Raw genomic sequence first — 12,967 nt, 5'->3', positions numbered from 1 at the left:
AACTACCCGAACCGTTTTCGGAGCAAAACAATGATCAATTCGCGTAAAAATGATTGGCCGCGCAACCGCCTGGCGTTACTGATATCCCTTTCCCTCGCTGCGGCCGCCGCGCCGACGCTGGCTCAGCAGAGCGTGGATGCGGCACAACTGGAGGAAGTGGTGGTGATGGCATCTCCGATTCGAGACAGCCAGAAAGCGGCGATCGATGCCAAGCGCGATGCCGACAATACCGTCGATATTATCTCGGCAGATACCATCGGCCGCTTCCCGGATCAGAACCTGGCGGATTCGCTTGGCCGCGTTCCCGGTCTCGCCATTGAGCGCGACCAGGGCCAGGCCCGCTACATCAACTTCCGCGGTGCGCCTTTCCGTTACACCTCTCTGGCTATCGATGGCCTGAGCATTCCGGGTGCAGAAAATGGCCGCGTGCCGCGTTTTGACAGTTTCCCTTCAGTAATCACCAGCCGCATTGATTCCAACAAGGCGATCACGGCGGATATGCCGGGCAGTGCGGTGTCGGGTCATATCAATATCTCCACCTTCGACCCGTTTGTAAACGATGGCTGGGCCTTGTCCACAGATCTGGGGATGGGCAATCAGCAACTGGGTGATGGGGATATCGAGAAATTCGCGCTGCGTACTTCCTGGTCCAACGAAAACTTCGGCTTCTCCCTGTTTACCTCGGAAAATAGCCGCGAACAGATTACCGACAACCGCGAATACGATATCGCACGCGATGACAGTGGTGAGCTGCTGGTCAACGAGCTGGATTTCCGCAGCTACAAGGTCGTGCGTGAAGACCGCGCCTACGGTGGTCGTTTTGAGTTCCGTGGAGATGGTGCGCTGGAGCGTGTATTTGTCTCCACCCTGTATAACGAATTCCAGGACTTTGAAGAGCGCAACCAGTACGTATTCGACTTTGCCGGAGGTGCAGCTGCCGTTGGCGCACCCCAGGCGACCGGTGCTGTGGGAGAAAATCAGTTTGCACTGGTTGGACGCGCCCTTGAATACGGTCTTTACGAGAACTCTACCTTCACCAACACCCTGGGGATGGACCTGGCGCTGGGTAGTTGGGTGGTCGAATCCCGAATCAATTTCACCGAAACAGAAAATACCATGTTCCTGCCGCTGCCCCGCAGCGAAGGCGGTTTTGCGGTGGCCAGCTTCGACGTGAGCGATCTGCACGACCCGGCGGTTTACGGCCTGTTTGATCCCATCGCACAGACACCGATGGATGTCAGCGATATCAATTACGCCGTTGATCTCGGCATGCTGATCGGTACGGAAATGGCGATCGATGCCACCAAATTCAAGCTGGATGCCGAGCGTGACCTGACGCTGTTTGGCCGCGACGCCGTGGTAAAAACCGGTATCGAGTTTGACGCCCGCGAGGCGGAAGGTCTTGGTTTTGTACTTTCCTACGGCCTCTTTCCAGGCGATGTGAATATCGGTGATTTCGCCACAGACGAAGCCTGGGATACCCAGTTCAGAAACGGCATTGACGGTGCCACTTACTATGACAACAAGGGCTTGCGTGCGGCCTGGGATGCCGCTGTTGGCGGGCTGGAACTGAGCCCGAATGATTCCCAGGGGATCCGCCTGGAAGAGGACGTCAGCGCCGGTTACGCCATGGTGACCACACAGTATGACTGGGGCAACCTGGTATTGGGCATGCGCGTGGAGAATACCGATTACCTGAGCGAGGGCCCCACGGGTAACTTCGAAGACAGCTTTACCAACGTGCTGCCCAGTGCGCATCTGAATGTCGACTTGGCCGACGACGTCAAACTGCGTATGTCCGTTTCCACCGGTGTCAGCCGCCCGACCTACGCCGAATGGCGCGGTGACGACATGGTGGATTTTGTTCAGAGCAGCGTCACTGCGGGCAACCCCTCCCTGGAGGCGGAAGAGTCGATCGGCGCGGACCTTTCCCTCGAATGGTATGCCGGTGAGGCCAGTCTGATGAGCGCGGGCCTGTTTACCCGCAACATTGACAACGTGATCTATGCACAGAGTGATGTGATCGCCGGCAGCGCCTATATGCCGGAAGTGGGTGCCGACTATTGGGTATACACCCAATATCTGAATGGCAGTAACGGCAAGATGAGCGGAGCCGAATTCAATGTTATCGCCCAGGCGGCAGACTTCATGCCGGTACTGGACGGCTTCGGTATTAGCGCCAACCTCACTCTGCTCGACAGTGAGTTTGAAACGGTCGCTGGTGCGCGCCACAGCCTGCCGGGTACATCGGAGACCATTTTCAACGCGTCAGTGTTTTATGAAATGGAAGGCTTTTCCATTCGCTTAAATCACCAGTATCGGGACGACTGGCTCTCCACCACCGAAAACGTCGGCATGACCGATTACTGGGCGGCGCAGGAGCGCGTGGACCTGTCGGTGAGTTATGACCTGCCAATGGCGGTGTTCGGCTCCGACGTCACCCTGTACGCCAATGCCAACAACCTGACCGACGAGCAGGATGTGCGTTACACCGGGGACGAAAGCAATCCGAATCAGGTTGAGAGTTATGGCCGACGCTATCTCGCGGGCTTCCGCGTGAATTTCTGATCATTGATCTGGTTATCAAGAAAACATATTGAGGTGAACCATGAATAAACGGATAACGAATACGCTGGTTGCCGCGCTTGCGGCACTGGCACTGGGTGGCTGTGCTTCTTCTGACGTGATGCGCGGCAACGCACTGTCTCAGGTTAAAACCTTGCCAGCTGAGCAGGCTGCTGTCCCGGCAGCCATCGAGCACACCCGGGTACTGCCACTGGAAGGCGGGCGCAATTTCCGTGACCTCGGCGGTTATAAGACTGCCGATGGGAAAACCGTAAAGTGGGGCAAGCTTTACCGCTCCGGTGTGTTGACCAACCTCACCGAAGGGGACTACGAGTTTCTCTCGAATCGTGACATTGCCACCGTGGTGGATTTCCGTTCAAGTGAAGAGCGCTCGAGCGAGCCCACGCACTGGCAGGCCGGTGAAATCGATCATATGACCTGGGACTACCAGATGATGGCGGATTGGGAAGCAGAGTTCGGCAAGGTGCTGCGCAAGCCGGACTTCACCAGGCAGGATCTGGTGGCGCTGATGGACAAAGGCTACGTTGGCCTGGTCCGGCAACAGACACCGCACTACAAAGCCATGTTTCAGAAACTGATCGAGTCCGACGACGCGCTGTTATTCCACTGCTCTGCCGGTAAGGATCGCACGGGTATCGGTGCCGCATTGATTCTCACCGCTCTGGGGGTAGACCGCGCAACCATTGAGCAGGATTACCTGTTGACCAATGAAGTCATCAAAAACAGTAAGCACGACATCATGCAGCTGCCGGAAGATGCCAGCGGAAAACAGAGGCAGATGTATGCATTCTTTGCCCAGCTGCCGCCGGAAGTTCGCAATGTACTGGCCGGCGTGGAAGTATCCTGGCTGGAGTCCGCATTTGCCGAAATGGAGCGCCAGCACGGTTCCGTAGAAGGCTATATTCAGCACGCCCTGGATGTGGATGCTCAGGAGCTGGCCCTGCTCAAGGCGCGCTATCTTCAGTAGTGTCGACTCGTTCGCTCCCGGGGCCAGATTCTGAATCTGGCCCGCAGGTTGCAAGGGATAGTATTCGTGCAGCAAACTGGTATTTCGCCTACTGGCCGCACGATCTATTAACCCGAAGACCCGGGAGCGACACTATGCCCCTAGACACTATGCCCCTAAGATTACCCCTAAGCCATTTTCCCACGCCCGAATCTCACCCTGTTCACTCTCCGCGATCCAAAACCCTGCCGCTTGTCCTGGCGCTGATGCTGTCTTGTCTGACTGCCTGGTCCCCGGCGCTTTCTGCCAACACCGCAAGCGGCTGGTCCGGCTATACCGGCGGTGAGCCGGAATTCTGGCTGTCGGTAGCGCCTTCTGATATTCGTGTCGAAGCACCCACCCCGCTTACCGGCAGTAACCTGCAGATACTTTTGGCGCTGTCGGGCAGTAATAGTGGCCTGGGGGAAATGCGCAAGAAAGCCAATGATGCGTTTGCTGTGTACCTCAACCAGCAGGTTCAGCAGCAATTTGGTGAATTCTTTGACGATGAGCGGGTGCGTGTTGTGGATAGTGCCGCACCGCTGACGCTGCATACCGAATTTGATGTAACGGTGCGGCAGAAAATTCTCGATATATTCAGCAGCAGTGATTATGACGTGGAAAAGGGCACCATGACGGCCTATGGAAAATTTCACTACCAGCTACTGGGCTCGCAGGCCGGCGCACCAGCTCTGCGGGAAGGGAGTGTGGACATCGCCGACCTGAAACTGCAGGCCCGCTACCGTACCAAGGCCCCGAAAGATGGTGGTACCGTGGAAGATACCACCCGTGAGGCTACTGAGCGTCTGCTGGAGGAACTTGCCGAGGAAGTACTCGACGAGATGGAAGATATTCTGGAAGTGGATGCTCTGCAGGATCTGGCCCGCAAGTAACCAGGCGTTACCCCCCGGCACTCGCGGTCTGCCTGTTCCGTTTAACGGGAGGCAGGCGGTCAGCGGATCACGGGCTGGCCGCGATACATCCTGCGTGGCTGCGCTTGAGACCCCCGCCCATCGTGTAGCGCAAGTTCATCGCCATAAATCATTTCATAGATATCCTTGTGCGCGGATTCCCGTAAAACTTTCTGCCCGCGATACAGTCGTTCCGGTGGCTCTTGGCCGGTGAGGAACGGCCCTCCTTTCATGGCTTCCAGTTGTGCGATCAGAGTGAGCGACTCCGTATCTTTACTGCGGTGCTTGAGATCAGCCAGCTGCTGCTCAAAATTAAAATCGGAAAAACGCAGGTTGATGCCAAACTCGGCCTGAATACGTTTGCGCAGTTTCCGCAGTGAGTTGAGTGCCTGGGAGGTCATCAGCCATTGGTGGTCGGTCATCGTCATTGAGCCTTTTGTTGTCCTTTATCCATGGCGGAGCAAGGAATGGGCCAGCTCTGCGGAACCCGCCGGGCTCCGGTGTTATGGAGCCGAGTGGTGAATCTCCGGCACCAGGAAAGGGCGTGAGAATTGATCTCTGATGTAAAACAGTGCGACAGCGGCGGCGACCAGTGTATTAAAGACAGGCAGGCATGTTCTGATCTGTTAAGCTTTCTGCCCAAAGGGCCATCAGAACAAACAGGAGAGCTACATGTCAGCGGAGCCGATCAAGTGTAAAGCCGCGGTCGCCTGGAAAGCCGGCGCGCCACTGTCCATCGAAGAAGTGGAAGTTGCACCGCCCAAGGCGGGCGAGGTACGAATCAAACTGATGGCGACCGGTGTGTGTCACACCGATGCATTCACCCTGTCTGGCGATGATCCTGAGGGGGTATTCCCAGCCATTCTCGGCCATGAAGGCGGCGGTGTGGTGGAGTCCATCGGCGAGGGTGTCACCAGTGTCGCGGTGGGTGATCACGTGATTCCGCTGTACACCCCGGAGTGTGGCGAGTGTAAATTCTGCACCTCCGGCAAGACCAATCTGTGCCAGAAAATCCGCTCCACCCAGGGCCAGGGCCTGATGCCCGACGGTAGCACGCGCTTTTCCGTCAACGGTGAACCGATTTATCACTATATGGGCACCTCCACCTTCTCCGAATATACGGTACTGCCGGAAATTTCCGTGGCCAAGGTAAACAAGTCGGCCCCCCTGGAAGAGATCTGCCTGCTGGGGTGTGGTGTGACCACCGGAATGGGAGCGGTGGCAAACACGGCGAAGGTGGAAGAGGGCGCGAGCGTTGCCGTATTTGGCCTTGGCGGGATAGGTCTTGCCACCATTATCGGTGCGCGCCTGGCCAAAGCGGGCCGGATCATTGCCGTCGACATTAATGAAAGCAAGTTTGAGCTGGCGAAGAAGCTGGGAGCTACCGACTGCATCAACCCGAAAAATTTTGACAAGCCGATTCAGGAAGTCATCGTGGAGCTCACCGACGGTGGTGTGGATTATTCCTTCGAGTGTATCGGCAATGTGAATGTTATGCGCTCGGCCCTGGAGTGTTGTCACAAGGGGTGGGGCGAATCCGTGATTATCGGCGTTGCCGGAGCGGGCCAGGAAATTTCCACCCGGCCGTTTCAGCTGGTCACCGGGCGAGTGTGGCGCGGGACCGCGTTTGGCGGCGTGAAAGGGCGCTCCCAGCTGCCTGAATACGTGGAGCGCTACCTCGCCGGCGAGTTCCAGTTGGATGATTTTATCACCCACACCATGCCGCTGGAGCAGATCAACGAGGCGTTTGATCTGATGCATGAAGGCAAAAGTATTCGCAGCGTGATTCATTACAACCATAGTCACCACAACTGAGGTGCTTCCCGCATGCTAGAACTTGTCAGCAAGACCCAGAGCTTTGACGGCAACCAGTGCCAGTATCGCCATCGCTCGGATGCGCTCGATTGTGAAATGCAATTTTCCATTTTCCTGCCATCCCAGGCGGAAAAGAATCAGCGGTTTCCGGTGCTGTACTGGCTCTCAGGCCTTACCTGTACCGATGAGAACTTTTCCCAGAAAGCCGGCGCTCAGCGTATGGCGGCGGAGTTGGGTATTGCTCTGGTGATTCCGGATACCAGCCCCAGAGGTGACAGGGTAGCGGATGATGAGGCGTATGATCTCGGCAAGGGCGCTGGCTTTTATGTGAACGCCACCCAGGCGCCGTGGAAGCCGCACTATCAGATGTACGATTATGTGGTGAAAGAGTTACCGGCGCTGATTGAGGAAAATTTCCCGGTGAGTGATCGCCGTGCCATCAGCGGCCACTCCATGGGAGGGCACGGTGCGCTGACCATTGCGTTGAAAAACCCCGGCCGCTATACCTCGGTGTCTGCTTTCAGTCCCATCTGCAATCCCATGGCCTGTGCCTGGGGAGAGAAGGCCCTGGCGGCATACCTGGGGGCGGATAGATCCCTGTGGGAGGAATACGATGCGACCGCGCTACTGAGCCGCGCCACTGCGCAATTACCGATGTTGGTATCCCAGGGGGAAGAGGATCAGTTCCTGGATCAGCAGCTGAAGCCCAATGCCCTCAAGGCGGCGGCGGACGCGGCGGGTTATCCACTGAAACTGGAGTTTCACGCGGGCTACGACCACAGTTACTATTTTATTGCCACCTTTATCGAGCAGCACCTGCGTTTCCACGCAGACTATCTGCTGCATAACCCCTGAGTAAATTCAGCCGCCTCGGGGGTCAGTGCCCCCAGGGTGCCGGTGGGGCCTGTACGGGCTTGCTCAGATCAAACTGCACGCGGAATTCCCGCCCATTGGGGCGGGTTAATTCATAGATGAAATATCGGTCCGGGTGAATTTCCATGGCCCAGATATTCTCCAGTGACGCATTCAGTCCCTCACGCTTAAACGTCTCAATGGATTCCTGATCCACCGGAAATTCCTGGCGGTTTTCTGTTCCCGCACTGGCGGTATCGCCACCATACATGGTGACAGCATCCTCACTGCCGTCTTTGTGGCGATGATCGTGCTTGAGTCGAAGCCCGTTTTCCGTGCGTGTCAGAATCCAGGTGCGGGATCGATCGTCGCCCACGTGAAAGGGAATGTGAATTTCCTGTACCGGGTTCTCGCAGCCGCGCACATGCATGACCAGTTCCTCGCCTTCAAACGGGTCGGGTTTATCGGAGGGCGGCTCATTGGCGGTAATGTCTCCGGCAAAAGCCTGGCCGCAATGGGCTGCGATGTTTTTCAGAAATTGGTCGGCAGGATGTTCCTGTGCAGTTGGGTGAGACTTGGTGTCACAGCCTGACAGCCACAGCGCGCTGACAGACAGTGACAGGATGGCACTGGCCCGAATTTTCATTGATAACGCCCAGAGTTGGATTTATTCAGGCCAGTTTACGCTATCTCACGGAGAATCGTAGGGTCCTCAACGGGCTCGGCACTCTCCTTTAACCTCCACATTGCCCCGGTCTGCTGTTTTTTCGATAACAAACCACCCATGTGGGCAGTAGTTGGTTTCTGCGAGCACCAGGTCCAGACGTTCCATGGCGGCCTCGCTGGCGTTTTCGCGCATTTTGGCCGGCATCCCGCCCGCGCCGCCGCCTTTACCTCCACCCATGCCGCCGCCGGGGCCTCCGCCTCCCTTGCCACCTCGACCGCCGCCGCCCGGTTTTCGGCCACCTCCTGCATTTTCCATGCTCAGACTGGCGGTGTAGGTAAACAGATGGTTGCCCTGCGGGGTGATACTGGTAATGAAGGACTCGGAAAAAACCGGCGGCGCTTTCGGGGCGCTGGCGCATCCGGTCACCGTGGCAATGGCCGCGAAAGCGGCAGCGCTGTACAGACGTTTCATGGTGTCTCCTATGTGGTGTGCGCTGGTTGAGACAATCGCGGTCGCATTTTCGTTGAATTCCGTTGGGTAAAGATCCGTTAACGAGTGTTAACCGGGAGATGTCGAGGGGGGAGCCTGGCTTGTGAAAGTTTCTAACATTAATAAAATTTAATGTTGAAAGTTATTTTCCTGGTTGGTATGTTTTCCAGTATGCGCTGGTACCACCAGTCCATTTTTTAGATCTTCACCTTGTATCGCTCGCAGTCGGGGCTCGCTCTGGTACCACCGGGTTGGCCGGGGGAACCGGCTTAGAGAGTTCCCGGAGCTTTTTTTACCTCCTGCAATGATTGGAGTAGGGGCAGCGTCCAGGAGTTGTGTGTTGGGGGCGTTTATCGGGCCTTTTCAGGGGGAGTGGCAGGGTGCGCACGGGTGTAGAAAATGCCCAGGTGGCCGCGCAGATACTAATAATCAAACAAGCCGATACGAATAAAAAATAAACATCACCGAGGGTTCGCCATGCCAAGGAAATTCCATCCCACATTTAACAGAGTGTTCAACAGGAAACTGCTGAGTATCGCCGTATGCGGCGCGGTCTACGGCCTGTTGCCAGGACAGCTCGCTGCACAGGAAGCAGAACAAATCGACGATGCACTGGTAGAAGAGGTTGTGGTCTACGGTGATTTGCGTTCCAACCTGCAGTCCGCACAGGACCTGAAGCGGGATGCGGACACGGTAAAAGACGTGATTACCGCATCGGACATCGGCGCACTGCCAGACAAGTCCGTGACCGAGGCCCTGCAGCGGGTGTCGGGCGTGACCATCGAGCGCTTTGCCGCGTCCGACGACCCCAACCACTACGCCGATGAAGGCACCGGTGTGCTGGTGCGCGGTCTCGACCGGGTACGCAGTGAGATCAATGGTCGCGATGCCTTCAGTGCCAATCCCTGGGGTGGCCTGAACTACGAAGATATCTCCCCGGAACTGCTGGGCGCGGTAGAAGTGGTGAAGAACCAGACCGCGGACCTGACCGCCGGTGGTATCGCCGGCACGGTAAACCTGATTACCCGCAAGCCGCTGGACTCCGACGAGCAGATTCTGGCGTTTACCGCCAAAGCTAATTACGGCGATTTTCGTGAGGAGGCCACGCCGTCCTTTTCCGGACTGTTTTCCGATTCCTGGGAAACCGATATCGGTAAGATCGGCTTCCTGGTAGCGGGCTCCGGTTCCGAATACAAAACCCGCGGCGATGGCGTCGGCGTAGCCAACTACTATTCCCGCGGCGATGCATTTATTGGCGAAATGGCCTGGGGTGCGGTGGTTCGCCCGGCAGAGGACTCGCCGCTGGAAGGCCCGATGATTCCCGGTCAGGAACCCGGCAGTGTGGTGTATGCCCCTGGCCAGTTCTCCCTGCGCACCGCAGAAAATGATCGCACCCGCGAAGGCTTTGCCAGCTCCGTGCAGTGGCAGAGCAACGATGAAAGGATCACCGCTACCCTGGAACACATCAGTTCCAAGGCCGAGCTTGAGTGGGAAGAGCGTGTGATCGGTACCCAGGGGCAGGGCTTCCACCCCACCACCTGGTTTGCCGCCCACTGGCTGGAGGACGAGGCGCATCCCATCACTTTCGACGACGGTTACCTCACCAGCGGTATCATCCGCGCCGACGCCGAACTGCCGATGCTGGCTTCCTCCCGTTACAACCAGAACATCAACTCGGTGGAAGATACCTCCCTTAATGTGACCTTCCGGCCGACGGATCGCATGACGGTATCCGTGGACTACCAGCACGTCGAATCCGAAGAGATTGTGCACAACTATGGTATCAACGCCCGCGTTGCCCCAGGCTCCAGTGCCTCGGACGTATTCTTGGATCTGCGCGGCTCACTGCCCACCGTCGAGTTCCTGAACCCCACCTGGAACAACCCGGGTTACTGGTCAAACTGGGCCGGTGAAAACCAGACCCACTATATTGCCACCGCGCTGGATCACGAGGTCAACTCGGACGCCGAGGGCGATAGCTTCCGTCTCGATCTTGATTACGAGCTGGATGGCCTGTTCAACAAAATTCACACCGGTATGTATTACTCGGATAAAGCGTTGACCATGCGCAACACCGAGTACGCCAACTGGGGCTTCGTGAATGAAGGCTGGGTGAAGGCGCAGGTGGACAAGGCCGGTCCAGATGTCGCTCCGGAAGCCTGGGAGACCGTCGACTTCAGTGATTTTTACGATGGTCAGGTACTGCAGGGTGATATCACCAGCAACTTCTACTTCCCGCGTATGAGCCTGGTGAAGAATTTCAGTGAGGCCATGCGCAATGGTTGTGGCACCTGGAACAATGCGCCGTTCGGTTCCGCCGGGCAGCCCAATGCAGAGTGTTATTCGGGCTCCGAAGATCTCGCCGGCCGCGTCGATGGCCCATTCGCCGCCCACGATATTTCCAATACCGGGGAAGAGCGCCTTGAGGCATATATCCGCGCTGATTTCGCTATAGATGACAGCGTTGTCCCAGTGCGCGGTAATGTGGGCCTGCGCTATGTCAGCTACCAGCTGGACTCCGACGGCTACGTGGTACTGCCCGCGGCCATTTCCGGCAGCGACAGCCTGATCAGCGTCTTCCAGGAAACCTACCCGGACCTCTACGCGTTTGCCGATGGCACCGGTTCCGTGCAGAGTGTTGAGGGCACGGACTTCGATACCGTACTCCCCAGCCTGAACCTGGTGTTCAACCTGACTGACGATGTACTGCTGCGTTTCGGTGCCTCCCGCGGCTTGTATTTCCCGACGCTAGATCAGGCCCGCAGCACCAAAACCCTCGGCATCAGCTACACCGCGATACGCGAGAACCCGGGCTCCGACGACACCGACGACGCCAGCAACCCGGTGGTCGGTGTGACCGACGTTAACCTGTTTGGTACCTCGCTGAACCCGAACCTGGAGCCGGAGAAAGCCGACAACTTTGATCTGACAACGGAATGGTATTTCTCCGACGCAGGCTCGGTTTCCATGGGGCTGTTCTACAAGAAAATGCACGACATTATCCGCAATCGCAGTTTCGTCGAAACCGTGACCAATCCGGACAATGGCATTTCCCAGGAATTCAGCCTGACAGGCCCGGCGAATACCGGCTCTGGTTCCATTCAGGGTGTCGAGCTGTCCTACTCACAGTTCTACGACTTCCTGCCCGGTGCGCTGAGTGGTCTGGGACTGCAGCTCAACTACACCTACATCGATCAGAATGACCTGAACGATCCGGAGAGCGGCCTGGGTGCTCAGCGCTTCACTGCCGATGGACAACCCATCAGCGATCAGCGCGATACCTTCCGCAACTTCTCCGGGCTGCCGCTTGAGGGCTATTCCGATCAGAACTACAACATCGTGGGCATGTACGAGTACAACGACTTCTCCATGCGTCTCGCCTACACCTGGCGCTCGGATTACATGGTGACCCGCCGCGACTCCAACGAGTTCGCCCCCATCTACACGGAAGCTGCCGGCATGATGGATGCGAGCCTGTTCTATTCCCTGAACGACAACTGGCGAGTGGGACTGGAGATCGGCAACCTGCTGGATCTTGAAACCAAGACCCTGGCGCAGGTCAATCAGGAAGGCACCACCAAGGAGTCCCTGACCTTCAAGACCGACCGTCGCTATGGCCTGACGATCAGCGGTAATTTCTGATCGCGGGTTAATCCGACAAAGTTGTTCAACAAAAAGGTGTGCCACGCAAGTGGCACACCTTTTTTGTTTTATCTGCTTTTTCAGCGAGTGAGAGTCACGGACCTCAGATTTACTTCTAATTTTCTAGCGCAGTCAGTGAGGAATTGAGAAATACTCAATGGCACCGCGCTTCTGCATGGTCACGTACCCGATGCTTCCGTCGGCGCTCAAAGCGATATTGGTCGGGTGTTGTCCTTTCAGGCGGATCGTTGCAAGAATTTCACCGGTGGGAGAAACCTTGAGTACGGTGCCGGCGCCGTAGCGGGTGATGTACAGGTTTCCCTCTCTATCCGTCTGCATTCCGTCCAGCCCAAAGTCATCAAACGCGATCAGTAGCTGTTTGTTGGCTACATCGCCATTCTCCAGCACGTCGTAAACCCACACCCGACGCTGCACACTTTCATTGAGATACAGCTTCTTACCATCCGGGCTCAGCTCGATACCATTGGTGGTCCCCATGTCCTTTTCCAGTAGCGTAAATTCACCGTCTGGTGAGATACGCCACAGCTGCCCACTGTCGTTCGCCCAGTCCGGATCGCTCGCATACATGGTGCCGTCACCCGCAATAGTAATATCGTTCGGCTGGTGCATCTGCGGGTTGTGGAACCTGTGCTGGATCTCTTTATTGGCCGGGTCGATTTTCAGCACATTGTGGCCGGTGTAATCCGCTACATACAAAAAGCCTTGGTGAAAGCGCAGGCTGTTGCCGATACTGCCTTTGGGTAGCTTCAGCCAGACTTCGCCGGACTCTTTTGCTATGACGCGGCCGATGGTGCCTTGCTCTGAATAATTTACCGCATACAGGCTGCCATCGGGGCCGACCACAGGTCCCTCCACACCGCTGGTGAAGCTGCCCTCGGGCATCCAGTCGGTAGTGTCCGGTTTTTCGTTGATCTCTGTAGAAGCCGCGGCGTTTGCGGCAATCGCCAAGGCCAGCAGGGAGGTTGTTAAGGTCTTAACCATATTCAAGATATTGTCCGT

The 12,967-nt window shown here is 56.8% G+C and carries 10 protein-coding genes; 6 read left to right on the top strand and 4 right to left on the bottom strand.

Annotation, left to right across the window (positions count from 1 at the left end; genetic code table 11):
* Window positions 1-30 precede the first annotated feature (30 nt).
* From AU11_RS10285 to AU11_RS10275, 3 genes are all read left to right on the top strand, one after another.
* Window positions 31-2,568 carry a TonB-dependent receptor gene (locus tag AU11_RS10285; RefSeq protein ID WP_043319200.1) on the top strand — a complete coding sequence of 846 codons (2,538 nt, stop codon included), beginning with the start codon at window positions 31-33 and terminating at the stop codon, window positions 2,566-2,568.
* Between the two features lie 40 nt (window positions 2,569-2,608).
* Complete coding sequence (locus tag AU11_RS10280) at window positions 2,609-3,553, top strand: tyrosine-protein phosphatase (protein WP_051687160.1); 945 nt, start codon at window positions 2,609-2,611, stop codon at window positions 3,551-3,553.
* A gap of 245 nt (window positions 3,554-3,798) precedes the next feature.
* Entirely contained in the window at window positions 3,799-4,464 is a 666-nt protein-coding gene (locus AU11_RS10275; protein ID WP_043319199.1) for a hypothetical protein, read from the top strand.
* 59 nt (window positions 4,465-4,523) lie between these two features.
* On the opposite strand, the gene AU11_RS10270 is transcribed toward AU11_RS10275, so the two are convergent.
* Complete coding sequence (locus AU11_RS10270; protein ID WP_156035271.1) at window positions 4,524-4,910, bottom strand: hypothetical protein; 387 nt, start codon at window positions 4,908-4,910, stop codon at window positions 4,524-4,526.
* Window positions 4,911-5,154: 244 nt separating this feature from the next.
* Between AU11_RS10270 and AU11_RS10265 the strand changes: the two genes are divergently transcribed.
* Window positions 5,155-6,297: an S-(hydroxymethyl)glutathione dehydrogenase/class III alcohol dehydrogenase gene (locus AU11_RS10265; RefSeq protein ID WP_043319195.1), complete on the top strand. Its 1,143-nt coding sequence runs from the start codon at window positions 5,155-5,157 to the stop codon at window positions 6,295-6,297.
* Between the two features lie 12 nt (window positions 6,298-6,309).
* Entirely contained in the window at window positions 6,310-7,152 is an 843-nt protein-coding gene (gene fghA, locus AU11_RS10260) for an S-formylglutathione hydrolase (protein WP_043319193.1), read from the top strand.
* 22 nt (window positions 7,153-7,174) lie between these two features.
* Here fghA and AU11_RS10255 read toward each other — a convergent pair whose 3' ends face one another.
* Both AU11_RS10255 and AU11_RS18470 read right to left on the bottom strand, forming a co-directional pair.
* The gene (locus AU11_RS10255) at window positions 7,175-7,795 is read right to left on the bottom strand and encodes a hypothetical protein (RefSeq protein ID WP_197023819.1); all 621 of its coding nucleotides are present in this window, start codon (window positions 7,793-7,795) and stop codon (window positions 7,175-7,177) included.
* 66 nt (window positions 7,796-7,861) lie between these two features.
* Window positions 7,862-8,287: a hypothetical protein gene (locus AU11_RS18470; RefSeq protein ID WP_043319191.1), complete on the bottom strand. Its 426-nt coding sequence runs from the start codon at window positions 8,285-8,287 to the stop codon at window positions 7,862-7,864.
* 528 nt (window positions 8,288-8,815) lie between these two features.
* Between AU11_RS18470 and AU11_RS10245 the strand changes: the two genes are divergently transcribed.
* Window positions 8,816-11,947 carry a TonB-dependent receptor gene (locus AU11_RS10245; RefSeq protein ID WP_043319189.1) on the top strand — a complete coding sequence of 1,044 codons (3,132 nt, stop codon included), beginning with the start codon at window positions 8,816-8,818 and terminating at the stop codon, window positions 11,945-11,947.
* Window positions 11,948-12,079: 132 nt separating this feature from the next.
* On the opposite strand, the gene AU11_RS10240 is transcribed toward AU11_RS10245, so the two are convergent.
* Window positions 12,080-12,949 carry an SMP-30/gluconolactonase/LRE family protein gene (locus AU11_RS10240; protein WP_043319188.1) on the bottom strand — a complete coding sequence of 290 codons (870 nt, stop codon included), beginning with the start codon at window positions 12,947-12,949 and terminating at the stop codon, window positions 12,080-12,082.
* Window positions 12,950-12,967: the final 18 nt, after the last annotated feature.

It is taken from the genome of Microbulbifer sp. HZ11 (assembly GCF_000708675.1).
Taxonomy (GTDB): domain Bacteria; phylum Pseudomonadota; class Gammaproteobacteria; order Pseudomonadales; family Cellvibrionaceae; genus Microbulbifer.
Note: the sequence above shows the minus strand (reverse complement) of the source record. Positions and strands in the feature narration are given on the sequence as shown.

Coding starts and splice junctions, on each gene's coding strand:
- fghA (WP_043319193.1), top strand. CDS start 6,310: ATGCTAGAACTTGTCAGCAAGACCCAGAGCTTTGACGGCAACCAGTGC.
- AU11_RS10240 (WP_043319188.1), bottom strand. CDS start 12,949: ATGGTTAAGACCTTAACAACCTCCCTGCTGGCCTTGGCGATTGCCGCA.
- AU11_RS10280 (WP_051687160.1), top strand. CDS start 2,609: ATGAATAAACGGATAACGAATACGCTGGTTGCCGCGCTTGCGGCACTG.
- AU11_RS10285 (WP_043319200.1), top strand. CDS start 31: ATGATCAATTCGCGTAAAAATGATTGGCCGCGCAACCGCCTGGCGTTA.
- AU11_RS18470 (WP_043319191.1), bottom strand. CDS start 8,287: ATGAAACGTCTGTACAGCGCTGCCGCTTTCGCGGCCATTGCCACGGTG.
- AU11_RS10275 (WP_043319199.1), top strand. CDS start 3,799: ATGCTGTCTTGTCTGACTGCCTGGTCCCCGGCGCTTTCTGCCAACACC.
- AU11_RS10255 (WP_197023819.1), bottom strand. CDS start 7,795: ATGAAAATTCGGGCCAGTGCCATCCTGTCACTGTCTGTCAGCGCGCTG.
- AU11_RS10265 (WP_043319195.1), top strand. CDS start 5,155: ATGTCAGCGGAGCCGATCAAGTGTAAAGCCGCGGTCGCCTGGAAAGCC.
- AU11_RS10270 (WP_156035271.1), bottom strand. CDS start 4,910: ATGACGATGACCGACCACCAATGGCTGATGACCTCCCAGGCACTCAAC.